The sequence below is a fragment of the Streptomyces radicis genome (assembly GCF_003626575.1).
Taxonomy (GTDB): Bacteria; Actinomycetota; Actinomycetes; order Streptomycetales; family Streptomycetaceae; genus Streptomyces; species Streptomyces radicis.
The window spans coordinates 1-15,679 of record NZ_RBDY01000017.1 but is presented as its reverse complement, the minus strand read 5'-3'; the positions used below and the strand labels follow the sequence as shown (position 1 = coordinate 15,679).

Here is a 15,679-nt window from a genome sequence, read left to right as displayed (position 1 = left end):
GCCTGGTGTCGTCGCTCGACGCGCCCGGCGCTCGCCCCGAGGCCCAGTGACCGGCCCCTGTGACCGGCACCACGTCCTCGGGGACCTCGACGTAACGAATCCGTCGTCCCCATCCAGTGCGGGGCGACCCGTCTTTGGAGTGACCCGTGGCTGCCAACTGCGATGTCTGCGGCAAGGGACCGGGCTTCGGCAACCGTATCTCCCACTCGCACCGCCGCACCCCCCGCCGTTGGAACCCCAACATCCAGCGGGTGCGTGCCGTGGTGAACGGGACGCCGAAGCGCTTGAACGTCTGCACCTCGTGCATCAAGGCGGGCAAGGTCGCGCGCTAGGGCGCGCCCGCCCCTCGGCTGCTCCGGCCGGTCCACCCTCTCGGTGGGCCGGCTTTCTGCATGTGCGCCCGCGCGCCCTGTCGTTCATGTCGTGGGTCGTTCACGCCGTGGTCGTTCACGCCGTGCGCGTGCGGTGGCCGTGGTCGACCGGGCCTATGCCCTTGCCCAGCGGAAAGCCCGCGGCGATCGCGGCGGTGACGTACTCCTTGGCCGCCGCCACCGCGTCGGGCACGGTGTCGCCGATGGCCAGGCGGCTGGCGATCGCCGAGGCGAGCGTGCAGCCGGTGCCGTGCGTATGGCGGTTGGGGTGGCGCGGGGCGCGCAGCCAGTGCCGTTCGGTGCCGTCGGTGAGCAGGTCGACGGCGTCGCCCCGGAGATGGCCGCCCTTGACCAGGACCCAGCGCGGGCCGTACGCGAGCAGCGCGTCGGCGGCGCGCGGCAGGTCGGCCTCCGACTCCACGGCGACGCCGGTGAGCTGGGCGGTCTCGGGGAGGTTGGGCGTGACGACGGTGGCGGCGGGGAGCAGCCGGGCGCGCACCACGTCGAGCGCGTCGGGGGCGAGCAGCGGGTCGCCGTGCTTGGAGACTCCGACCGGGTCGACCACCACGGGCGCCGCGGTGCTGGCCAGCAGGTCGGCGACCGTTCCGGCCAGCGCGGCGGACGCGAGCATGCCCGTCTTGACCGCCTGCACGCCGATGTCGTCCACGACGCTGCGGTACTGCGCGACGACCGCGTCGGTCGGCAGCTCCCACGCGCCCTGCACGCCGAGGGAGTTCTGCGCGGTGACGGCGGTCACGACGCTCATGCCGTGGGTGCCGAGCGCCAGCATGGTCTTGAGATCGGCCTGGATGCCCGCCCCGCCGCCCGAGTCGGAGCCCGCGACGGTGAGCACGCGTGGAGGTGCCTGCATGGGCACGACGGTACAGCGGCGGCGTTCGGTGCCCGTGCGGCGTTCAGTGCCCGTGCGGGCCGCCGAAGTGGTCCCAGCCACCGGCCTTGTCCCACGCGGCGCCGTCCACGGTGACCGGCGGGGTGGTGCGCCCGCGGGCCGGGAGGACCTCGCCGATGACGCGCCAGCGGGCGGGCAGCTTGGTCTCCGGGTGGAACGTCGCGACCAGCGCGTGGTCCTCTCCCCCGGTCAGCACCCAGTGCAGCGGGTCGACGCCGACGGCCTGCCCGATGTCGGACATCTGGGCCGGGACGTCGAGCGCGGCGGACGCGATGTCGATGCGGACGTTGCTCGCGTCGGCGATGTGGCCCAGGTCGGCGACCAGTCCGTCGCTCACGTCGGTCATGGCGGTGGCGCCGAGCGCGGCGGCGGCCGGGCCCGCGACATACGGGGGTTCGGGGCGGCGGTGCGCCTCGACGAACGCGCGGGGGGAGCGGAAGCCGCGCGAGAGGACCGCGTGCCCCGCGGCCGACCAGCCGAGCCAGCCGGTGACCGCGACGGTGTCGCCGGGGCGGGCGCCGCTCCTGGTCACCGCGTCGCGGCCGCCGAGGTCGCCGAGCGCCGTGATGGAGACGGTGATGAGGTCGCCGCGCACCACGTCGCCCCCTGCCACGCCCGCGCCCGCGACCCGGCACTCGTCGCGGATGCCGTCCATCAGCTCGAGGGGCCAGGTGGCGGGCAGCTCGGCGGGGACGACCAGGCCGACGAGCACGGCGGTCGGAACGGCGCCCATGGCCGCGACGTCGGCGAGGTTCTGGGCGGCGGCCTTGCGGCCGACGTCGTAGGCCGTGGACCAGTCGCGGCGGAAGTGCCGTCCCTCGAGCAGGATGTCGGTGCTCGCGACCACCCGGCGGTCGGGGGCCGCGATCACCGCAGCGTCGTCCCCCGGGCCGAGCCGCACCGCGGGTGTGCCGGTGATCCGGGCGGTCAACTCCCGGATCAGCCCGAACTCCCCGAGCTCCCCCACGCTGCCCTTCACTGCGCTCTCCTCGTGTTCGTTCACCGGCTCCCCGGCGGACCCGCCGTGTCCAGCAGTGGCCCGACGTCTCCCCGGTGCAGGTCGTGACGCGCTACGGTAGCGCCCCCGCTCCTCGTAGCCGCTCCGGAGGACCCGTGGTACAGGCGTACATCCTGATCCAGACCGAGGTGGGCAAGGCGTCCACTGTGGCCGATGTCATCTCGAAGATCCCCGGCGTCCTCACCGCCGAGGATGTCACGGGCCCCTACGACGTGATCGTGCGCGCCGAGGCGGGGACCGTGGACGAGCTCGGCCGCCTCGTGGTCGCCGAGGTGCAGCGCGTGGCGGGGATCACCCGCACCCTGACCTGCCCGGTCGTCCATCTGTGACACCTCGTATGCTCGCCGGGTGGCCCCCACCGTACGCCGAGCCCTGCCCGCCGCCTCCGCCCTGCTCGCCCTGGCCGCCTGCGCCTCCGCGGGCGCGGACGCGCCGGATGTCGCGGTGCCCGCGCCGACCGGGGACGCCGCGGAGGCGTGCCGGGAGCTGAGCGCCGACCTCCCGGAGCGGGTGGACGGCGCGGAGCGCGGGGAGCTGCCCGAGTCCACCCCGTTCGCCATGGTGTGGGGCGATCCGGCCATCGTGCTGCGCTGCGGCGTCGAGAGCCCCGGTCCTCTGACTCCCGGCAGCGACGCCTACGACCCGGTGAGCGCCGAGATCGTCGGCGTCAACGAGGTCTCCTGGCTGCTGGAGCGGCAGGACGGCGGGGTGCGGTTCACGACGACGGAGCGCACGGTGTTCGTCGAGATGACCGTCCCCGACGCGTACGCGCCCGAGGTCAACCCCCTGCTCGACGTCGCCGCCGCGATCGACGCGCACATACCGCCTGATCCGCTGTACGCGGAGGACGCGGGGGACGCCGACGGCGGCGACCCGCACGCCGGGCACGGCGGATAGCGACCGACGGGGGGCCGGGGCAGACGGGTCAGCGCAGCCCGGTGGAACGGCGCAGGGCGGCCTGGAGGAGGCGGTCGACCAACTCGGGATAGCTCACGCCGCTCGCCTCCCACATGCGCGGGAACATCGAGATGGGCGTGAAGCCCGGCATGGTGTTGATCTCGTTGATGACGAACTCGCCGTCGTCCTGGAGGAAGAAGTCCGCGCGCACCAGGCCCTCGCACGACGCGGCCTCGAACGCCAGGACGGCCAGCGTCCTGACGCGTTCGGTCTGCTCCTCGGTGAGCGGCGCGGGGACGATGCCCTCGGCCGAGTCGATGTACTTGGCCTCGAAGTCGTAGAAGTCGTGGGCGGAGACCGGGGGGATCTCGGCGGGAACGCTGGCGCGCGGCCCGTCGTCGAACTCCAGGACGCCGCACTCGATCTCGCGCCCGCTGAGCTGCGCCTCCACGATGACCTTGGGGTCGAGGTCCCTGGCCTCCTCGATCGCGGCGTCCAGGCCATCGGGGCCCGTGACGCGCGAGATGCCCATGGAGGAGCCGGCCCTCGCGGGCTTCACGAAGAGGGGCCAGCCCACTTCGCGCGCGAAGTCCAGGACGCGCGCGCGGGCGGCGGCCGCGTCCCGCTCCCACTCGCGGGGGCGGATCGCGAGATAGGGGCCCACCGGCAGGTTGAAGGAGCTGAAGACCCGCTTCATGTACTCCTTGTCCATGCCGATCGCCGACGACAGCACGCCCGAGCCCGCATAGGGCACCCCCGACAGCTCGAGCAGCCCCTGGAGGGTGCCGTCCTCGCCGTACGGGCCGTGCAGCAGCGGCAGGACGACGTCCACCTCGCCCAGGTCCTTGGGCACGGAGCCCACCTCGGCGTAGACGACGTCGCTGCGCCCAGGCTCGACCGGGAGCACCACCGCGCCGGTGCCGGGCTCGGCGATCTGCGCGACGCTGGGGAGCTGACGTTCCGTGAACACCATGCGCTCCGGGTCGTCCGCCGTCAGCGCCCAGCGGCCGTCGGCGGTGATGCCGATCGGGAGCACGTCGTAACGGGTCCGGTCGATGGCGCGCAGCACGGCTCCGGCGGTGACCACGGAGACGGCGTGCTCGGAGCTGCGGCCGCCGAAGACGACGGCGACACGGGGCTTGGGGCGCTGAGAAGTGGGCTCGGTGCTCATAACCCCCTGAGGCTACCTAACGTAGTGGCCGCAGTCAGCGGTGCTCCGCCTTGGCGGTTCGCGCCATCAGTTCCTTGACCGCCACGCGGGGCGGCAGTCCGCCGTGCACGATGCCGACCACGGTCTCCGTCAGCGGCATGTCGACGTCGTGACGGCGCGCCAGATCGAGCACGGAGCGGCAGGACTTGACGCCCTCGGCGGTCTGGCGCGTGACCGCGATGGTCTCCTCGAGGGTCATGCCGCGGCCGAGGTTGGTGCCGAACGTGTTGTTGCGGGACAGCGGGGAGCTGCACGTGGCGACCAGGTCGCCCATCCCTGCCAGGCCCGCGAACGTCTGCGCGTCGGCGCCCATCGCGAGCCCGAGGCGGGTGGTCTCGGCCAGGCCGCGGGTGATGAGCGACGCCTTGGTGTTGTCGCCGAGCCCCATGCCGTCGGCGATGCCGACGGCGAGCGCGATGACGTTCTTCACGGCGCCGCCGAGCTCGCAGCCCACCACGTCGGTGTTGGTGTACGGGCGGAAGTACGCGGTGTGGCAGGCCGCCTGGAGCCGCTGGGCCACCGACTCGTCGGCGCACGCCACCACGGAGGCGGCGGGCTGGCGTTCGGCGACCTCGGGGGCGAGGTTGGGTCCAGAGAGGACCGCGACGCGGTCGGGGCCGACGCCCGCGACCTCCTCGATGACCTCGCTCATGCGCTTGGCCGTGCCCAGCTCGATGCCCTTCATCAGGGAGACAAGCACGGTGTCGTCCGGCAGCAGCGGTACCCAGCCGCCCAGATTGTCGCGCAGCGTCTGGGAGGGCACCGCGAGCACGGTGAACTCCGCGCCGCGCGCCGCCTCGGCGGGGTCGGTGGTCGCCCGGACGGCGGGCGGGAGCGTGACACCGGGCAGGTAGTCGGGGTTGACGTGCGTGGTGTTGACGGCCTCGGCGATCCCGGGGCGCCGGGCCCAGAGCATCACATCGCAGCCTGCGTCGGCGAGGACCATGGCGAAGGTGGTCCCCCATGAGCCGGTTCCGTAGACGGCGACACGTGTCACTCCGCTCTCTCCTCCTCGGGCGCGCTGCTTTCCTGTCCGCGCCGCTCGGGCGACGCGCTCCGGTGAACATAGCGCTCCAGCGGCGGGCGTTCGCGCCGCACCTCGGCCAGCAGCTCGGTGATGGCGTCCATGATCACCACCGTGACGTCGCGCAGGAGCTCGGGGGTGGGCTCCCTGTCGTAGAACTCACCGAGGTCGACGGGCGGTCCGGCGACCACGGTCAGCGTCTTGCGGGGCAGCAGCCTGATCCTCTTCCGGCGGGCGTAGGGCGGCATCGCCTCGTGCGCGCCCCACTGGGCCACCGGGATCACCGGGGCGCGCGTGAGAAGCGCCACCCTGGCGGCGCCGGTCTTGCCCTCCATGGGCCACAGCTCGGGGTCGCGGGTGAGGGTGCCCTCGGGGTAGAACGCCACACACTCGCCGCGGTGCACGGCGTCCACGGCGGCGCGGAAGGCGTCGGCGGCGTCGGTGGTGTTGCGGTAGACGGGGATCTGGCCGGTCCCGCGCATGAAGCGGCCCACGGCCCCGTCGTTGAACAGGCTGACCTTGGCGAGGAATCTCGGGACGCGTCCGGTGTTGTACTGGAAGTGCGCGTACGACAGCGGGTCGAGATACGAGTTGTGATTCACCGCGGTGATGAATCCCCCCTCGGCGGGAATATGCCCCATTCCCCGCCAGTCTCGCCGGAAGAACACCAGCAGCGGCGGTTTTACCAGAATTGCGGCCAATCGGTACCAGAAGCCGATTCTGCGGCGAGCCACTCGGACACCATCTCCTCTTGCACTGCTCCGGCGCCCTGTGCTGCCGACAGCCGCACAAGTGTTGCCGTGGGGCGCGGGGCTGTCCAGCGGAGGGTCTCGCCGCCTGCGTGGTCCCTTTGCACCCTAATGCGCGGCGTCCGCGGCGGCACCGGACGGCCGGAGATGGCGTGCGGATCGGCCGCGCGGCCGCGGCGGAACCGACGAGCGAGGACGGGAGAATGGCCCGATGCGTGACTCCGGATGGTCGCTGATCGTGCCCGTGAAGCCGCTGGGGCGCGCCAAGAGCCGCCTCGCCGCGGTGGCGGGGGACGCCCTGCGGCCCTCTCTCGCGCTGGCCTTCGCCGAGGACACCGTGGCAGCGGCGCTCGCGTGCGCGGCGGTGCGCGAGGTGGTCGTGGTGACCGATGACGCGCTCGCCGCGGACCGACTGGCGCTGCTGGGCGCGCGGATCGTGCCCGACTCCCCGGGGCAGGGCCTGAACGCCGCGCTCGCACACGGGGCCGAGGCGGTGCGGGGGCGCGTCCCCCGCGCCGCGGTGGCGGCGCTCAACGCCGACCTGCCCGCGCTGCGCCCCGCCGAACTCGCCCGGGTGCTGGGGGATGCGGACGGGCACGCGCGTTCGTTCCTCGCGGACGCGGCGGGCGTGGGGACCACGCTGCTCGCCGCGGCGCCGGGGACCGCGCTCGCCCCGGCGTTCGGCGGGGCCTCGCGCGCGCGGCATCTCGCCTCGGGGGCGGTGGAGCTGACGCCGCGCGACGTGGACAGCGTGCGGCGCGACGTGGACACGGGGGACGATCTGCGGGAGGCGCTGGCGCTCGGGGTGGGGCCGCGAACGGCCGTGAGCGCCAGGCCGCTCACAGCGTTTGCAGCGTCAGGAAGGTGACGCGGCGGGAGTCGCCGTCGCCGGCGACCTCGATGCGGACGCGCTGGCCTGGGCGCAGCAGCCGCAGGCCGCCGGCGTCGAACGCGCCCGCGCCGAAGTCCAGGGGAGTTCCGTCGTCCAGCAGAACGCTGCCGGAGCGGGTGCGGGGGTCGAAGGTGAACGCGGTGGCCTGCATGCGGCGAGCCTAGCGGCCGACGGGCAACGGCGGGACGGGAGCGGGAACGACCGCGGGCCGGGCTCCTGGTGAGGAGTCCGGCCCGCTCGATGACCTGGTCACCTGCGGCGAGACGTGGCCTTCTTGGCGGTGGTCGTGCGGGACGGCGCCCGCTTGGCAGGGGCCTTCTTGGCGGTGGCCTTCTTGGCCGGGGCCTTCTTCGCGGTGGCCTTCTTGGCCGACGACTTCTTGGCCGTGGCCTTCTTCGCCGGCGCCTTCTTCGCGGTCGCCTTCTTCGCCGTGGCCTTCTTGGCGGTCGTCTTCTTCGCCGCCGCCTTCTTGGTGGTGGCCTTCTTGGTGGTCGTGCCGCCCGAAAGGCTGCCCTTGGGGGCCTTCTTCACCGCCACGTCGTTCTTCGGCAGCTTCTTGGTGCCCGCGACCAGGTCCTTGAAGCCCTGACCGGCGCGGAAGCGGGGCACGGAGGTCTTCCTGACCCGCACCCGCTCGCCGGTCTGGGGGTTCCGCGCGTAGCGAGCCGGCCGGTCCACCTTCTCGAACGAGCCGAAGCCGGTCACCGAGACCCGCTCCCCCGCGACCACCGCGCGGATGATGGCGTCGAGCACGATATCGACGGCGTCCGCCGCCTGCTGACGGCCGCCGACCTTGTCGGCAATCGCTTCTACGAGTTGCGCCTTGTTCACGTCTTCCCCTTCGCAGACCTTGCTGGAACGAATGTGTTCAAGCTTTTTCGCACGTTAGGCAGATATATTCCGCAAATCAAACGCGAAACGGGCGAATCACCCTTGTGTCGCAACGAACTCGACCATCACGGAGATCCGTCACGGTCGCCGCTCTGGCCCCCGACCGGCAGCCGCCCCGCGTCAACGTCCTCCATCAGCCGGTCCAGACGGCGGGCGGCGCCAGGCAGGTCGTGCTTGGTGGCCGCGGTGATGATCAGCAGCTTCCGGGTGAGGGCCTGCCGTACGTCCTCAGGCACTTGCAGGGCTCGCACCGTCCGGTGCGCGTCCCTCAGTCGAGCGGCCACGCGGTCGTAGAGTTCGAGTTGACCGTCGCGTTCCATGCGGCCGATTGTGCCACCTTGGGACTGGTATCGCCCCCTAAGCCCCCCAACGCCCGTGTCGTGATGGGGTGTCAGCACAGATGCCCCCACCGGCGAGCCGGTGGGGGCATCTGATGACAGAGGGTCAACTGACCTGTGTCGTAAGGGGCTTGTGGGTCGGGCGACGCGTCTCGAACTCCGCGATCGCGTCCTCGTTCTTGAGGGTGATGCTGATGTCGTCGAGTCCTTCGAGCAGTCGCCAGCGGGCGTTCTCGTCGAGCTCGAAGGGCGCCGTGACGTCCTCGGCGCGGACTTCGCGCGCGACGAGGTCGACCGTGATCTCGACATCGGGGTCGGCCTCGACGCGCTGCCACAGCTCCTCGACCGTCTCCTGCGGGAGCATGACGGTCAGCAGGCCGTTCTTCAGGGAGTTGCCGCGGAAGATGTCGGCGAAGCGCGGGGAGATGACGGCCTTGAAGCCGTAGTTCTGCAAGGCCCACACGGCGTGCTCGCGGGATGAGCCGGTGCCGAAGTCGGGGCCCGCGATCAGCACGGTGGCGCCGCGGTGCGCGGGGCGGTTGAGCGCGAACTCCGGGTCCTTGCGCCACGCCTCGAACAGGCCGTCCTCGAAGCCGTCCCTGGTGACCTTCTTGAGCCAGTGGGCCGGGATGATCTGGTCGGTGTCGACGTTGGAGCGGCGCAGCGGAACGGCCCGCCCCGTGTGCGTGGTGAAGGCTTCCATGACTCAGACCTCCGCGGGGGTCGGAACGGCGGCCAGGTCGGCCGGGGACGCGAGGCGGCCGGTGACCGCGCTCGCGGCGGCGACCTGAGGCGAGACCAGGTGCGTGCGGCCGCCCTTGCCCTGCCTGCCCTCGAAGTTGCGGTTGGACGTGGACGCGCAGCGCTCCCCGGGGGAGAGCTGGTCGGGGTTCATCCCGAGACACATCGAGCAGCCCGCGTGACGCCACTCGGCGCCCGCGGCGGTGAACACCTTGTCCAGGCCCTCGGCCACCGCCTGGAGCGCGACGCGGACCGAGCCCGGCACCACGAGCATCCGCACGCCGTCGGCGACGCGGCGGCCGTCGAGCACGGCGGCGGCCGAGCGCAGGTCCTCGATCCGGCCGTTGGTGCACGAGCCGACGAAGACGGTGTCGATCGCGATGTCGCGCAGCCTGCGCCCCGGCTCCAGACCCATGTACTCCAGGGCCTTCTCGGCGGCGAGCCGCTCGCTCGGGTCGGCGTACGACGCGGGGTCGGGCACCGCGGCGGACAGCGGCGCGCCCTGGCCTGGGTTGGTGCCCCACGTGACGAACGGCGCGAGCTCGGCGGCGTCGATGACCACCTCGTGGTCGAAGACGGCGTCGTCGTCGGTGCGCAGCGTCCTCCAGTACGCCACGGCCTCGTCCCACTCCGCGCCCTCAGGGGCGTGCGGGCGGCCCTTCAGATACGCGAACGTCGTCTCGTCAGGGGCGACCATCCCGGCCCGGGCACCGGCCTCGATCGACATGTTGCACATGGTCATCCGGGCCTCCATCGAGAGCTTCTCGACGGCCTCGCCGCGGTATTCGATCACATAGCCCTGGCCGCCGCCGGTGCCGATCCGCGCGATGATCGCCAGGATCAGGTCCTTGGCCGTGACGCCGTCGGGCAGCTCGCCGAGCACCGTGACCGCCATCGTGCGGAACGGCGCCATGGGCAGCGTCTGGGTGGCCAGCACGTGCTCGACCTGGCTGGTGCCGATGCCGAACGCCAGCGCGCCGAACGCCCCGTGGGTCGAGGTGTGGCTGTCCCCGCAGACCACGGTGGTGCCCGGCTGGGTCAGGCCGAGCTGCGGGCCCACCACGTGCACCACGCCCTGCTCGTCGTCGCCGAGGGAGTGCAGCCGGACGCCGAACTCCGCGCAGTTCTTTCGCAGGGTCTCCAACTGCGTGCGCGAGACGGGGTCGGCGATCGGCTTGTCGATGTCCAGCGTCGGGGTGTTGTGGTCCTCGGTGGCGATGGTGAGGTCCGTGCGCCGCACGGTGCGCCCGCTCTTGCGCAGCCCGTCGAACGCCTGCGGACTGGTCACCTCGTGCACCAGGTGGAGATCGATGTACAGCAGATCGGGCTCGCCCTCGGCCCGCCGGACGACATGGTCGTCCCAGACTTTCTCCGCCAGTGTCCGTCCCATCGCATTTCCTTCCGGCTTCGCCGCTGGTGATGTGGCCGCCATCCGCTCCCCTCGCACCGGACGGTGGCCGGGCCGCGCGCGGACCCGTGACCCAGCCTGACGGCTTCCCCACCACATTGAACTTGCGTTTCACAGTGTGAGACGCGAATATCGTTGCATGGACAACTCTAGCGGCGACTCCAGTGGCGTGGGGGTACTCGACAAGGCGGCCCTGGTACTGGGGGCTCTGGAGTCAGGGCCGGCCACGCTGGCCGGGCTGGTCGGGGCGACAGGCCTGGCGCGGCCCACGGCGCACCGCATGGCGGTGGCGCTCGAGTACCACCGGCTGCTGGCCCGGGACATGCAGGGGAGGTTCGTGCTGGGGCCGCGCCTGGCCGAGCTGGCCGCCGCGGCGGGCGAGGACCGCCTGCTGGCCGCGGCGGGTCCCGTGCTCACCCAGCTACGCGACGTGACGGGCGAGAGCGCCCAGCTCTACCGGCGCCAGGGGGACATGAGGATCTGCGTGGCCGCCGCGGAGCGGCTCTCGGGGCTGCGGGACACCGTGCCGGTGGGCTCGACGCTGCCGATGAAGGCCGGGTCGGCCGCCCAGATCCTGCTGGCCTGGGAGGAGCCCGAGCGGCTGCACCACGGCCTCCAGGGCGCCCGCTTCACCGCCACCGCGCTCTCGGGCGTCAGGCGGCGCGGCTGGGCCCAGTCGATCGGCGAGCGCGAGCCGGGCGTGGCCTCCGTCTCGGCCCCCGTGCGCGGCCCGTCCAACCGCGTGGTGGCCGCCGTCTCCGTCTCCGGGCCGATCGAGCGGCTCACGCGCCACCCGGGCCGGATGCACGCCCAGGCGCTGCTCGACGCCGCCGCGCGCCTCACCGAGGCCCTCAAGCGGAACGGCTGACCCCGGGGCGCTTCGCGAGCCGGTCGGCGGCGCGCTCGCCCCTGCGCCCCACCGGCACCACCTCGGTGGCCGCGGCCAGGCCGAACGCCGGCATGTTCGTGTAGACCGCCTCGTGCGCCCCCGCGGGGACCACATAGGTCTCGTGCCAGGTCCCCACCGCTCTGCCGCCCTCCCGCACCCGGCGGTTGAAAGCGGCCCACGCGGGACTGTGCGCCTTGTCGGAGGCCGAGGCGTACGCGTGCAACGCCTCGGGGGACGACCAGTACTGCACGAGGTACGCCAGCCTGGGCCCTCCCCACAGCAGCCGGTATCCCAGCATCCCGCTGTCCTCGTCCCGCGACTGCTCGCGCAGCATCCGCGGCATCGCCGTGAAGACCGGCCACCACTGCCGGATCCTCACAAAGCTGTTCAACCGCATGCCGATCAGGAAGACGGTCACCTCCCGGTCCCACGCCGCCGTCATCCGCCCCTCGATGATCTTCGCCGCCACTGTCGACCTCCGTGCGTCCATGGGCACTTCACCTTGGATAGTGCCGCTATCCATGATTGGATAGTGCCACTCTCCAATGACAAACGCAAGGGGGTCGGCCGACCATGCGGCTGGCGGAGCTGAGCAGGCGCAGCGGCGTCTCACCCGCGACGATCAAGTACTACCTGCGGGAGGGGCTGCTGCCCGCGGGCGCGCGCGTGAGCGCCACCCAGGCCGAGTACGACGAGGAGCACCTGAGGAGACTGCGCCTGGTACGGGCGTTGGTACAGGTCGGCCGCGTCCCCGTGGCCACCGCGCGGCGCGTGCTCGCGGCCGTCGACGACGAGTCGGCAGGCCAGTTCGACCGGCTCGGCGAGGTGGTCACGGCCCTGCCGCACGGCCCCGCGCCGGACGATGACGACCACGCGACCGCCAGGGCGAGGGAGACGGCCGACGAGGTCCAGCGCCGCCTGGGGTGGCGGGCCGTCCCCGGGAATCCCGCGCACCAGGCGCTGGTGGCCGCGCTCGCGGCGCTCGTGCGGCTCGGCTACCCGGCCTCGGTCGAGGATGTGATGCCCTACGGCCGGGTCGCCGCGGACATCGCCGAGCACGAGCTCGCGGTGATCGACGAGTTCGAGGCGTCCACGACACAGCTCGAGGCGGCCGTGGCGCTCACCGTGCTGTACGAGCCGGTCCTGCTCAACCTCCGGCGGCTGGCCCAGGCGAACGAGGCGGGCCGGGTGTTCAGGATCGACGCGGAGGCCGGGGACTGAGGCCGGGGACTGAGGGCGAGAGCGCCCGACGCCCCCATGGCAAAGGGCCCCTCGCCGAGGCGGGGGCCCTGCTGACCTGCGTCCGATCGTGTACCCCCGACCGGATTCGAACCGGCGCTACTGCCTTGAGAGGGCAGCGTGCTAGGCCGCTACACAACGGGGGCTTGCCAAGATCCACTTGTGGATCCGTACCCCCGACCGGATTCGAACCGGCGCTACTGCCTTGAGAGGGCAGCGTGCTAGGCCGCTACACAACGGGGGCTCGATCTACTGAAAGACCGTGCTGGGGTACCAGGACTCGAACCTAGACTAACTGAACCAGAATCAGTCGTGCTGCCAATTACACCATACCCCACCAAAACGCAACCCCAGGAGGGGTATCGCTCAGGTGATCACCCGGCGGCTCGGAGTGGCTCTCCGGTGTCCCGCCTCGGCGACGGGCCAAACAATACCCGATCGAGAACGGTGCCCCAAAACGAGATCCGCGCCGGGCCGCCGGGCCGTCCTCACGCCCCCAGCCGCGCAAGCGCCGCGTCGACGCGGGACAAGGTGCGTTCCCGGCCCAGGACTTCCAGGGACTCGAAGAGCGGCAGGCCCACCGTGCGGCCCGTCACGGCGACCCGGACGGGGGCCTGGGCCTTGCCGAGCTTCAGGCCGTGCGCCTCGCCCGCCGCGAGCACCGCCGCCTTCAGCGGCTCCGCCGCCCACTCCGCCACGTCCGCGAGCCCGGCCCGCGCGGTGGCGAGCAGCGCCTCGGCGCCCGGCTTCATCGCCTTGTTCCAGGACGCCTCGTCGTCGACGGGCTCGTCGAGGAACAGGAAGTCGACGTTGTCCGTGATGTCGGAGAGCACCGTGACCCGCGTCTGGGCCAGCGGCGCGAGCGCCGCGAAGGCCGCCGGGTCGTACGCCTCCGGCTTCCAGGGCGCGTGCGGGGCGCGCAGCCAGGGCTGGCACGCCTCGACGAACGCGTCGACGGACAGCCGCTCGCGGATGTGGGTGGCGTTGATCGCCTCGGCCTTCTTGAGGTCGAAGCGCGCGGGGTTGGCGTTGACCGCGGCGATGTCGAACGCCTCGACCATCTCGTCGAGCGAGAAGATGTCCCGGTCCTCGGCGATCGACCAGCCGAGCAGCGCAAGGTAGTTGAGCAGGCCCTCGGGCAGGAAGCCGCGCTCGCGGTACAGGTTGAGCGAGGACTCGGGGTCGCGCTTGGAGAGCTTCTTGGTGCCCTCGCCCAGCACATACGGCAGATGACCGAACGCCGGGACCGCGCCGTCGCCGACGCCGATGTCGGCGAGCGCGCGGTAGAGGGCGATCTGGCGGGGCGTCGAGGAGAGCAGGTCCTCGCCGCGCAGCACGTGCGTGATGCCCATCAGCGCGTCGTCGACCGGGTTCACCAGGGTGTAGAGCGGCGCTCCCGTGGAGCGGACGATGCCGTAGTCGGGAACGTTCTCCGGCGCGAACGTCAGCTCGCCGCGCACCAGATCGGTGAACGCGATCGGCTCGTCCGGCATCCGGAAGCGGACGACGAACGTCCGCCCCTCGGCCTCGTGCGCGGCGATCTGCGCCTCCGACAGCGTGCGGCAGGTGCCCGCGTACCCCGACGGGCGTCCGGACCGCCTGGCGGCCTCCCTTGCGGCCTCGAGCTCCTCCTGGGTGCAGTAGCACCGGTACGCGTGGCCCGCCGCGAGCAGCCTCGCGGCGACGTCGGCGTAGATGTCCGTCCGCAGCGACTGCCGGTACGGCGCGAACGGCCCGCCGACCTCAGGGCCCTCGTCCCAGCTCAGGCCGAGCCAGCGCATGGAGTCGAGCAGCGCCTGGTAGGACTCCTCGGAGTCGCGGGCCACATCGGTGTCCTCGATGCGGAAGACCATGGTGCCGCCGTGGTGGCGGGCGTACGCCCAGTTGAACAGGGCGGTGCGCACCAGGCCGACATGGGGGTTGCCGGTCGGCGAGGGGCAGAAACGGACGCGGACGGGAGAGGGGCTAGTCACGCTTGACTACCTTGTTGGTGAGAGTGCCGATGCCTTCGATGGTGACGGCGACCCGGTCGCCGACGTGCAGCGGGCCGACGCCCGCCGGGGTGCCCGTGAGGATGACGTCCTGGGGCAGCAGTGTCATCGACTCGGTGATGTGCACGATCAGGTCCTCCACGGAGCGCACCATCTCGCCGGTGCGGCCGAGCTGCCGCTGCTCGCCGTTGACCGTGCACATGATGGCGAGGTCCGAGGGGTCGAGGTCGGTCTCGATCCAGGGGCCGAGCGGGCACGAGGTGTCGAACCCCTTGGCGCGCGCCCACTGGCCCTCGCGGCGCTGGACGTCGCGCGCGGTCACGTCGTTGGCGCACGTGTAGCCGAGGATGACCTCGCGCGCCCGCTCGCGTGGCACGTCGCGGCACAGGCGGCCGATGACGACGGCCAGCTCGGCCTCGTGGTGGACGTCCGACGAGATCCTGGGGTAGACGATGTCGTCGCCCTGGCCGATCACGGAGGTGGAGGGCTTGAAGAACGTCACGGGGACGTCGGGGACTTCGTTGCCCAGCTCCCTGGCGTGCTCGGTGTAGTTCCGGCCGATGGCCACGACCTTGCTCGGCAGCACGGGCGGCAGCAGCCGCACCTTGCTCAGCGGGACGCGGCGGCCCGAGCGCTCGAACTCGGCGAAGGGGTGGCCCCTGATGATGTCGAGGACGGGCTCCTCGCCCTCGGACGGCGCGGCTTCGAGCACGCCGAAGCCGACGGTCCCGTCGATGGAGAATCTGGCGATGCGCACGGCCACAGCCTAGGCGTATGAGCGTGGCCTTCCGGAATCCGGGCGGTGCCGGGTCCGGAAGGCCGTTCGCGGAGGGCTCAGCGCAGGCGGGCCATCAGGGCGTGCTCGACCAGGGTGATCAGGGTGCTCTTGGCCTCCTGGCGCTGGCGCGCGTCGGTCGTGATGATCGGGGCGTCGGGCCCGATCTGCAACGCCTCGCGCACCTCCTCGGGCGAGTACGGCTGGTGGCCGTCGAAGCCGTTGAGCGCGATCACGAACGGCAGACCGCTGTTCTCGAAGTAGTCCACCGCCGGAAAACAGTCCGCCAGACGCCGCGTGTCCACCAGCACGACAGCACCGATGGCACCACGGACC

General features: G+C 72.2%; 20 protein-coding genes and 3 tRNA genes. 6 read left to right on the top strand and 17 right to left on the bottom strand.

The genetic code is table 11. From position 1 onward, the window contains the following. Positions 1-146 precede the first annotated feature (146 nt). Positions 147-332, top strand: a complete 186-nt coding sequence (gene rpmB, locus D7318_RS20650; protein WP_113689864.1) for a 50S ribosomal protein L28 — start codon at positions 147-149, stop codon at positions 330-332. Positions 333-447: 115 nt separating this feature from the next. Here the strand turns inward: rpmB and thiD are convergent, their stop codons facing one another. Both thiD and D7318_RS20640 read right to left on the bottom strand, forming a co-directional pair. After that, positions 448-1,242: a bifunctional hydroxymethylpyrimidine kinase/phosphomethylpyrimidine kinase gene (thiD, locus tag D7318_RS20645; RefSeq protein ID WP_120698612.1), complete on the bottom strand. Its 795-nt coding sequence runs from the start codon at positions 1,240-1,242 to the stop codon at positions 448-450. 43 nt (positions 1,243-1,285) lie between these two features. Next, entirely contained in the window at positions 1,286-2,260 is a 975-nt protein-coding gene (locus D7318_RS20640; protein WP_120698611.1) for a thiamine-phosphate kinase, read from the bottom strand. Between the two features lie 134 nt (positions 2,261-2,394). Here D7318_RS20640 and D7318_RS20635 point away from each other — a divergent pair, with 134 nt between their 5' ends. Next, positions 2,395-2,628 carry an Lrp/AsnC ligand binding domain-containing protein gene (locus D7318_RS20635; RefSeq protein ID WP_113689861.1) on the top strand — a complete coding sequence of 78 codons (234 nt, stop codon included), beginning with the start codon at positions 2,395-2,397 and terminating at the stop codon, positions 2,626-2,628. Positions 2,629-2,647: 19 nt separating this feature from the next. After that, complete coding sequence (locus D7318_RS20630) at positions 2,648-3,196, top strand: DUF3515 domain-containing protein (protein ID WP_120698610.1); 549 nt, start codon at positions 2,648-2,650, stop codon at positions 3,194-3,196. A gap of 28 nt (positions 3,197-3,224) precedes the next feature. On the opposite strand, the gene D7318_RS20625 is transcribed toward D7318_RS20630, so the two are convergent. The 3 genes from D7318_RS20625 to D7318_RS20615 are packed head-to-tail and all read right to left on the bottom strand — an operon-like array spanning position 3,225 to position 6,164. Further along, positions 3,225-4,367, bottom strand: coding sequence for a D-alanine--D-alanine ligase family protein (locus D7318_RS20625; RefSeq protein WP_120698609.1), 1,143 nt, complete (start codon positions 4,365-4,367; stop codon positions 3,225-3,227). Positions 4,368-4,401: 34 nt separating this feature from the next. Then, complete coding sequence (locus D7318_RS20620) at positions 4,402-5,403, bottom strand: NAD(P)H-dependent glycerol-3-phosphate dehydrogenase (RefSeq protein ID WP_120698608.1); 1,002 nt, start codon at positions 5,401-5,403, stop codon at positions 4,402-4,404. Continuing rightward, positions 5,400-6,164, bottom strand: a complete 765-nt coding sequence (locus tag D7318_RS20615; RefSeq protein ID WP_120698607.1) for a lysophospholipid acyltransferase family protein — start codon at positions 6,162-6,164, stop codon at positions 5,400-5,402. The genes D7318_RS20620 and D7318_RS20615 overlap by 4 nt, the downstream gene beginning before the upstream one ends. A gap of 226 nt (positions 6,165-6,390) precedes the next feature. Between D7318_RS20615 and cofC the strand changes: the two genes are divergently transcribed. Next, positions 6,391-7,047: a 2-phospho-L-lactate guanylyltransferase gene (gene cofC / locus D7318_RS20610; RefSeq protein ID WP_120698606.1), complete on the top strand. Its 657-nt coding sequence runs from the start codon at positions 6,391-6,393 to the stop codon at positions 7,045-7,047. Here the strand turns inward: cofC and D7318_RS20605 are convergent. The 5 genes from D7318_RS20605 to leuC form a co-directional block, all read right to left on the bottom strand. Then, on the bottom strand, positions 7,019-7,222 hold the full coding sequence (locus D7318_RS20605) for a hypothetical protein (protein ID WP_120698605.1): 204 nt from the start codon (positions 7,220-7,222) through the stop codon (positions 7,019-7,021). The genes cofC and D7318_RS20605 overlap by 29 nt on opposite strands. A gap of 98 nt (positions 7,223-7,320) precedes the next feature. Beyond that, a complete protein-coding gene (locus tag D7318_RS20600) occupies positions 7,321-7,902 on the bottom strand; it encodes an HU family DNA-binding protein (protein WP_120698604.1) in 582 nt (193 codons plus the stop codon). Between the two features lie 125 nt (positions 7,903-8,027). Then, on the bottom strand, positions 8,028-8,282 hold the full coding sequence (locus tag D7318_RS20595; RefSeq protein WP_113689853.1) for an SCO5555 family protein: 255 nt from the start codon (positions 8,280-8,282) through the stop codon (positions 8,028-8,030). A 124-nt stretch (positions 8,283-8,406) separates the two neighbouring features. Continuing rightward, positions 8,407-9,003: a 3-isopropylmalate dehydratase small subunit gene (gene leuD / locus D7318_RS20590; protein ID WP_120698603.1), complete on the bottom strand. Its 597-nt coding sequence runs from the start codon at positions 9,001-9,003 to the stop codon at positions 8,407-8,409. A gap of 3 nt (positions 9,004-9,006) precedes the next feature. Beyond that, positions 9,007-10,431, bottom strand: coding sequence for a 3-isopropylmalate dehydratase large subunit (gene leuC, locus D7318_RS20585; protein WP_120698602.1), 1,425 nt, complete (start codon positions 10,429-10,431; stop codon positions 9,007-9,009). Between the two features lie 157 nt (positions 10,432-10,588). On the opposite strand from leuC, the gene D7318_RS20580 reads away from it, so the two are divergent. After that, on the top strand, positions 10,589-11,317 hold the full coding sequence (locus D7318_RS20580) for an IclR family transcriptional regulator (protein WP_120698601.1): 729 nt from the start codon (positions 10,589-10,591) through the stop codon (positions 11,315-11,317). Here the strand turns inward: D7318_RS20580 and D7318_RS20575 are convergent. Beyond that, positions 11,301-11,828, bottom strand: a complete 528-nt coding sequence (locus tag D7318_RS20575; protein WP_230423933.1) for a DUF4188 domain-containing protein — start codon at positions 11,826-11,828, stop codon at positions 11,301-11,303. The genes D7318_RS20580 and D7318_RS20575 overlap by 17 nt on opposite strands. Positions 11,829-11,911: 83 nt before the next feature. Here D7318_RS20575 and D7318_RS20570 point away from each other — a divergent pair, with 83 nt between their 5' ends. Then, entirely contained in the window at positions 11,912-12,559 is a 648-nt protein-coding gene (locus D7318_RS20570; RefSeq protein WP_120698600.1) for a MerR family transcriptional regulator, read from the top strand. 91 nt (positions 12,560-12,650) lie between these two features. On the opposite strand, the gene D7318_RS20565 is transcribed toward D7318_RS20570, so the two are convergent. The 6 genes from D7318_RS20565 to D7318_RS20540 all read right to left on the bottom strand — a co-directional run. Continuing rightward, positions 12,651-12,723 (bottom strand) — tRNA-Glu (locus D7318_RS20565). A 25-nt stretch (positions 12,724-12,748) separates the two neighbouring features. Then, a tRNA-Glu gene (locus D7318_RS20560) sits at positions 12,749-12,821 on the bottom strand. 21 nt (positions 12,822-12,842) lie between these two features. Next, a tRNA-Gln gene (locus tag D7318_RS20555) sits at positions 12,843-12,914 on the bottom strand. A 151-nt stretch (positions 12,915-13,065) separates the two neighbouring features. After that, positions 13,066-14,550, bottom strand: coding sequence for a glutamate--tRNA ligase (gene gltX, locus D7318_RS20550; RefSeq protein WP_120698599.1), 1,485 nt, complete (start codon positions 14,548-14,550; stop codon positions 13,066-13,068). Next, positions 14,543-15,325, bottom strand: coding sequence for a fumarylacetoacetate hydrolase family protein (locus D7318_RS20545; protein ID WP_120698711.1), 783 nt, complete (start codon positions 15,323-15,325; stop codon positions 14,543-14,545). Before D7318_RS20545 ends, gltX begins: the two co-directional genes overlap by 8 nt. 77 nt (positions 15,326-15,402) lie before the next feature. After that, on the bottom strand, positions 15,403-15,679 hold a 277-nt coding region (locus tag D7318_RS20540), incomplete at its 5' end, for a GTP-binding protein (protein ID WP_183091532.1).

What these genes read in the sequence shown, in the direction of transcription:
- D7318_RS20580 (WP_120698601.1), top strand. Translation starts at nt 10,589, where the DNA reads ATGGACAACTCTAGCGGCGACTCCAGTGGCGTGGGGGTACTCGACAAG.
- leuD (WP_120698603.1), bottom strand. Translation starts at nt 9,003, where the DNA reads ATGGAAGCCTTCACCACGCACACGGGGCGGGCCGTTCCGCTGCGCCGC.
- D7318_RS20625 (WP_120698609.1), bottom strand. Translation starts at nt 4,367, where the DNA reads ATGAGCACCGAGCCCACTTCTCAGCGCCCCAAGCCCCGTGTCGCCGTC.
- D7318_RS20605 (WP_120698605.1), bottom strand. Translation starts at nt 7,222, where the DNA reads ATGCAGGCCACCGCGTTCACCTTCGACCCCCGCACCCGCTCCGGCAGC.
- thiD (WP_120698612.1), bottom strand. Translation starts at nt 1,242, where the DNA reads ATGCAGGCACCTCCACGCGTGCTCACCGTCGCGGGCTCCGACTCGGGC.
- D7318_RS20570 (WP_120698600.1), top strand. Translation starts at nt 11,912, where the DNA reads ATGCGGCTGGCGGAGCTGAGCAGGCGCAGCGGCGTCTCACCCGCGACG.
- cofC (WP_120698606.1), top strand. Translation starts at nt 6,391, where the DNA reads ATGCGTGACTCCGGATGGTCGCTGATCGTGCCCGTGAAGCCGCTGGGG.
- leuC (WP_120698602.1), bottom strand. Translation starts at nt 10,431, where the DNA reads ATGGGACGGACACTGGCGGAGAAAGTCTGGGACGACCATGTCGTCCGG.
- D7318_RS20575 (WP_230423933.1), bottom strand. Translation starts at nt 11,828, where the DNA reads ATGGACGCACGGAGGTCGACAGTGGCGGCGAAGATCATCGAGGGGCGG.
- D7318_RS20595 (WP_113689853.1), bottom strand. Translation starts at nt 8,282, where the DNA reads ATGGAACGCGACGGTCAACTCGAACTCTACGACCGCGTGGCCGCTCGA.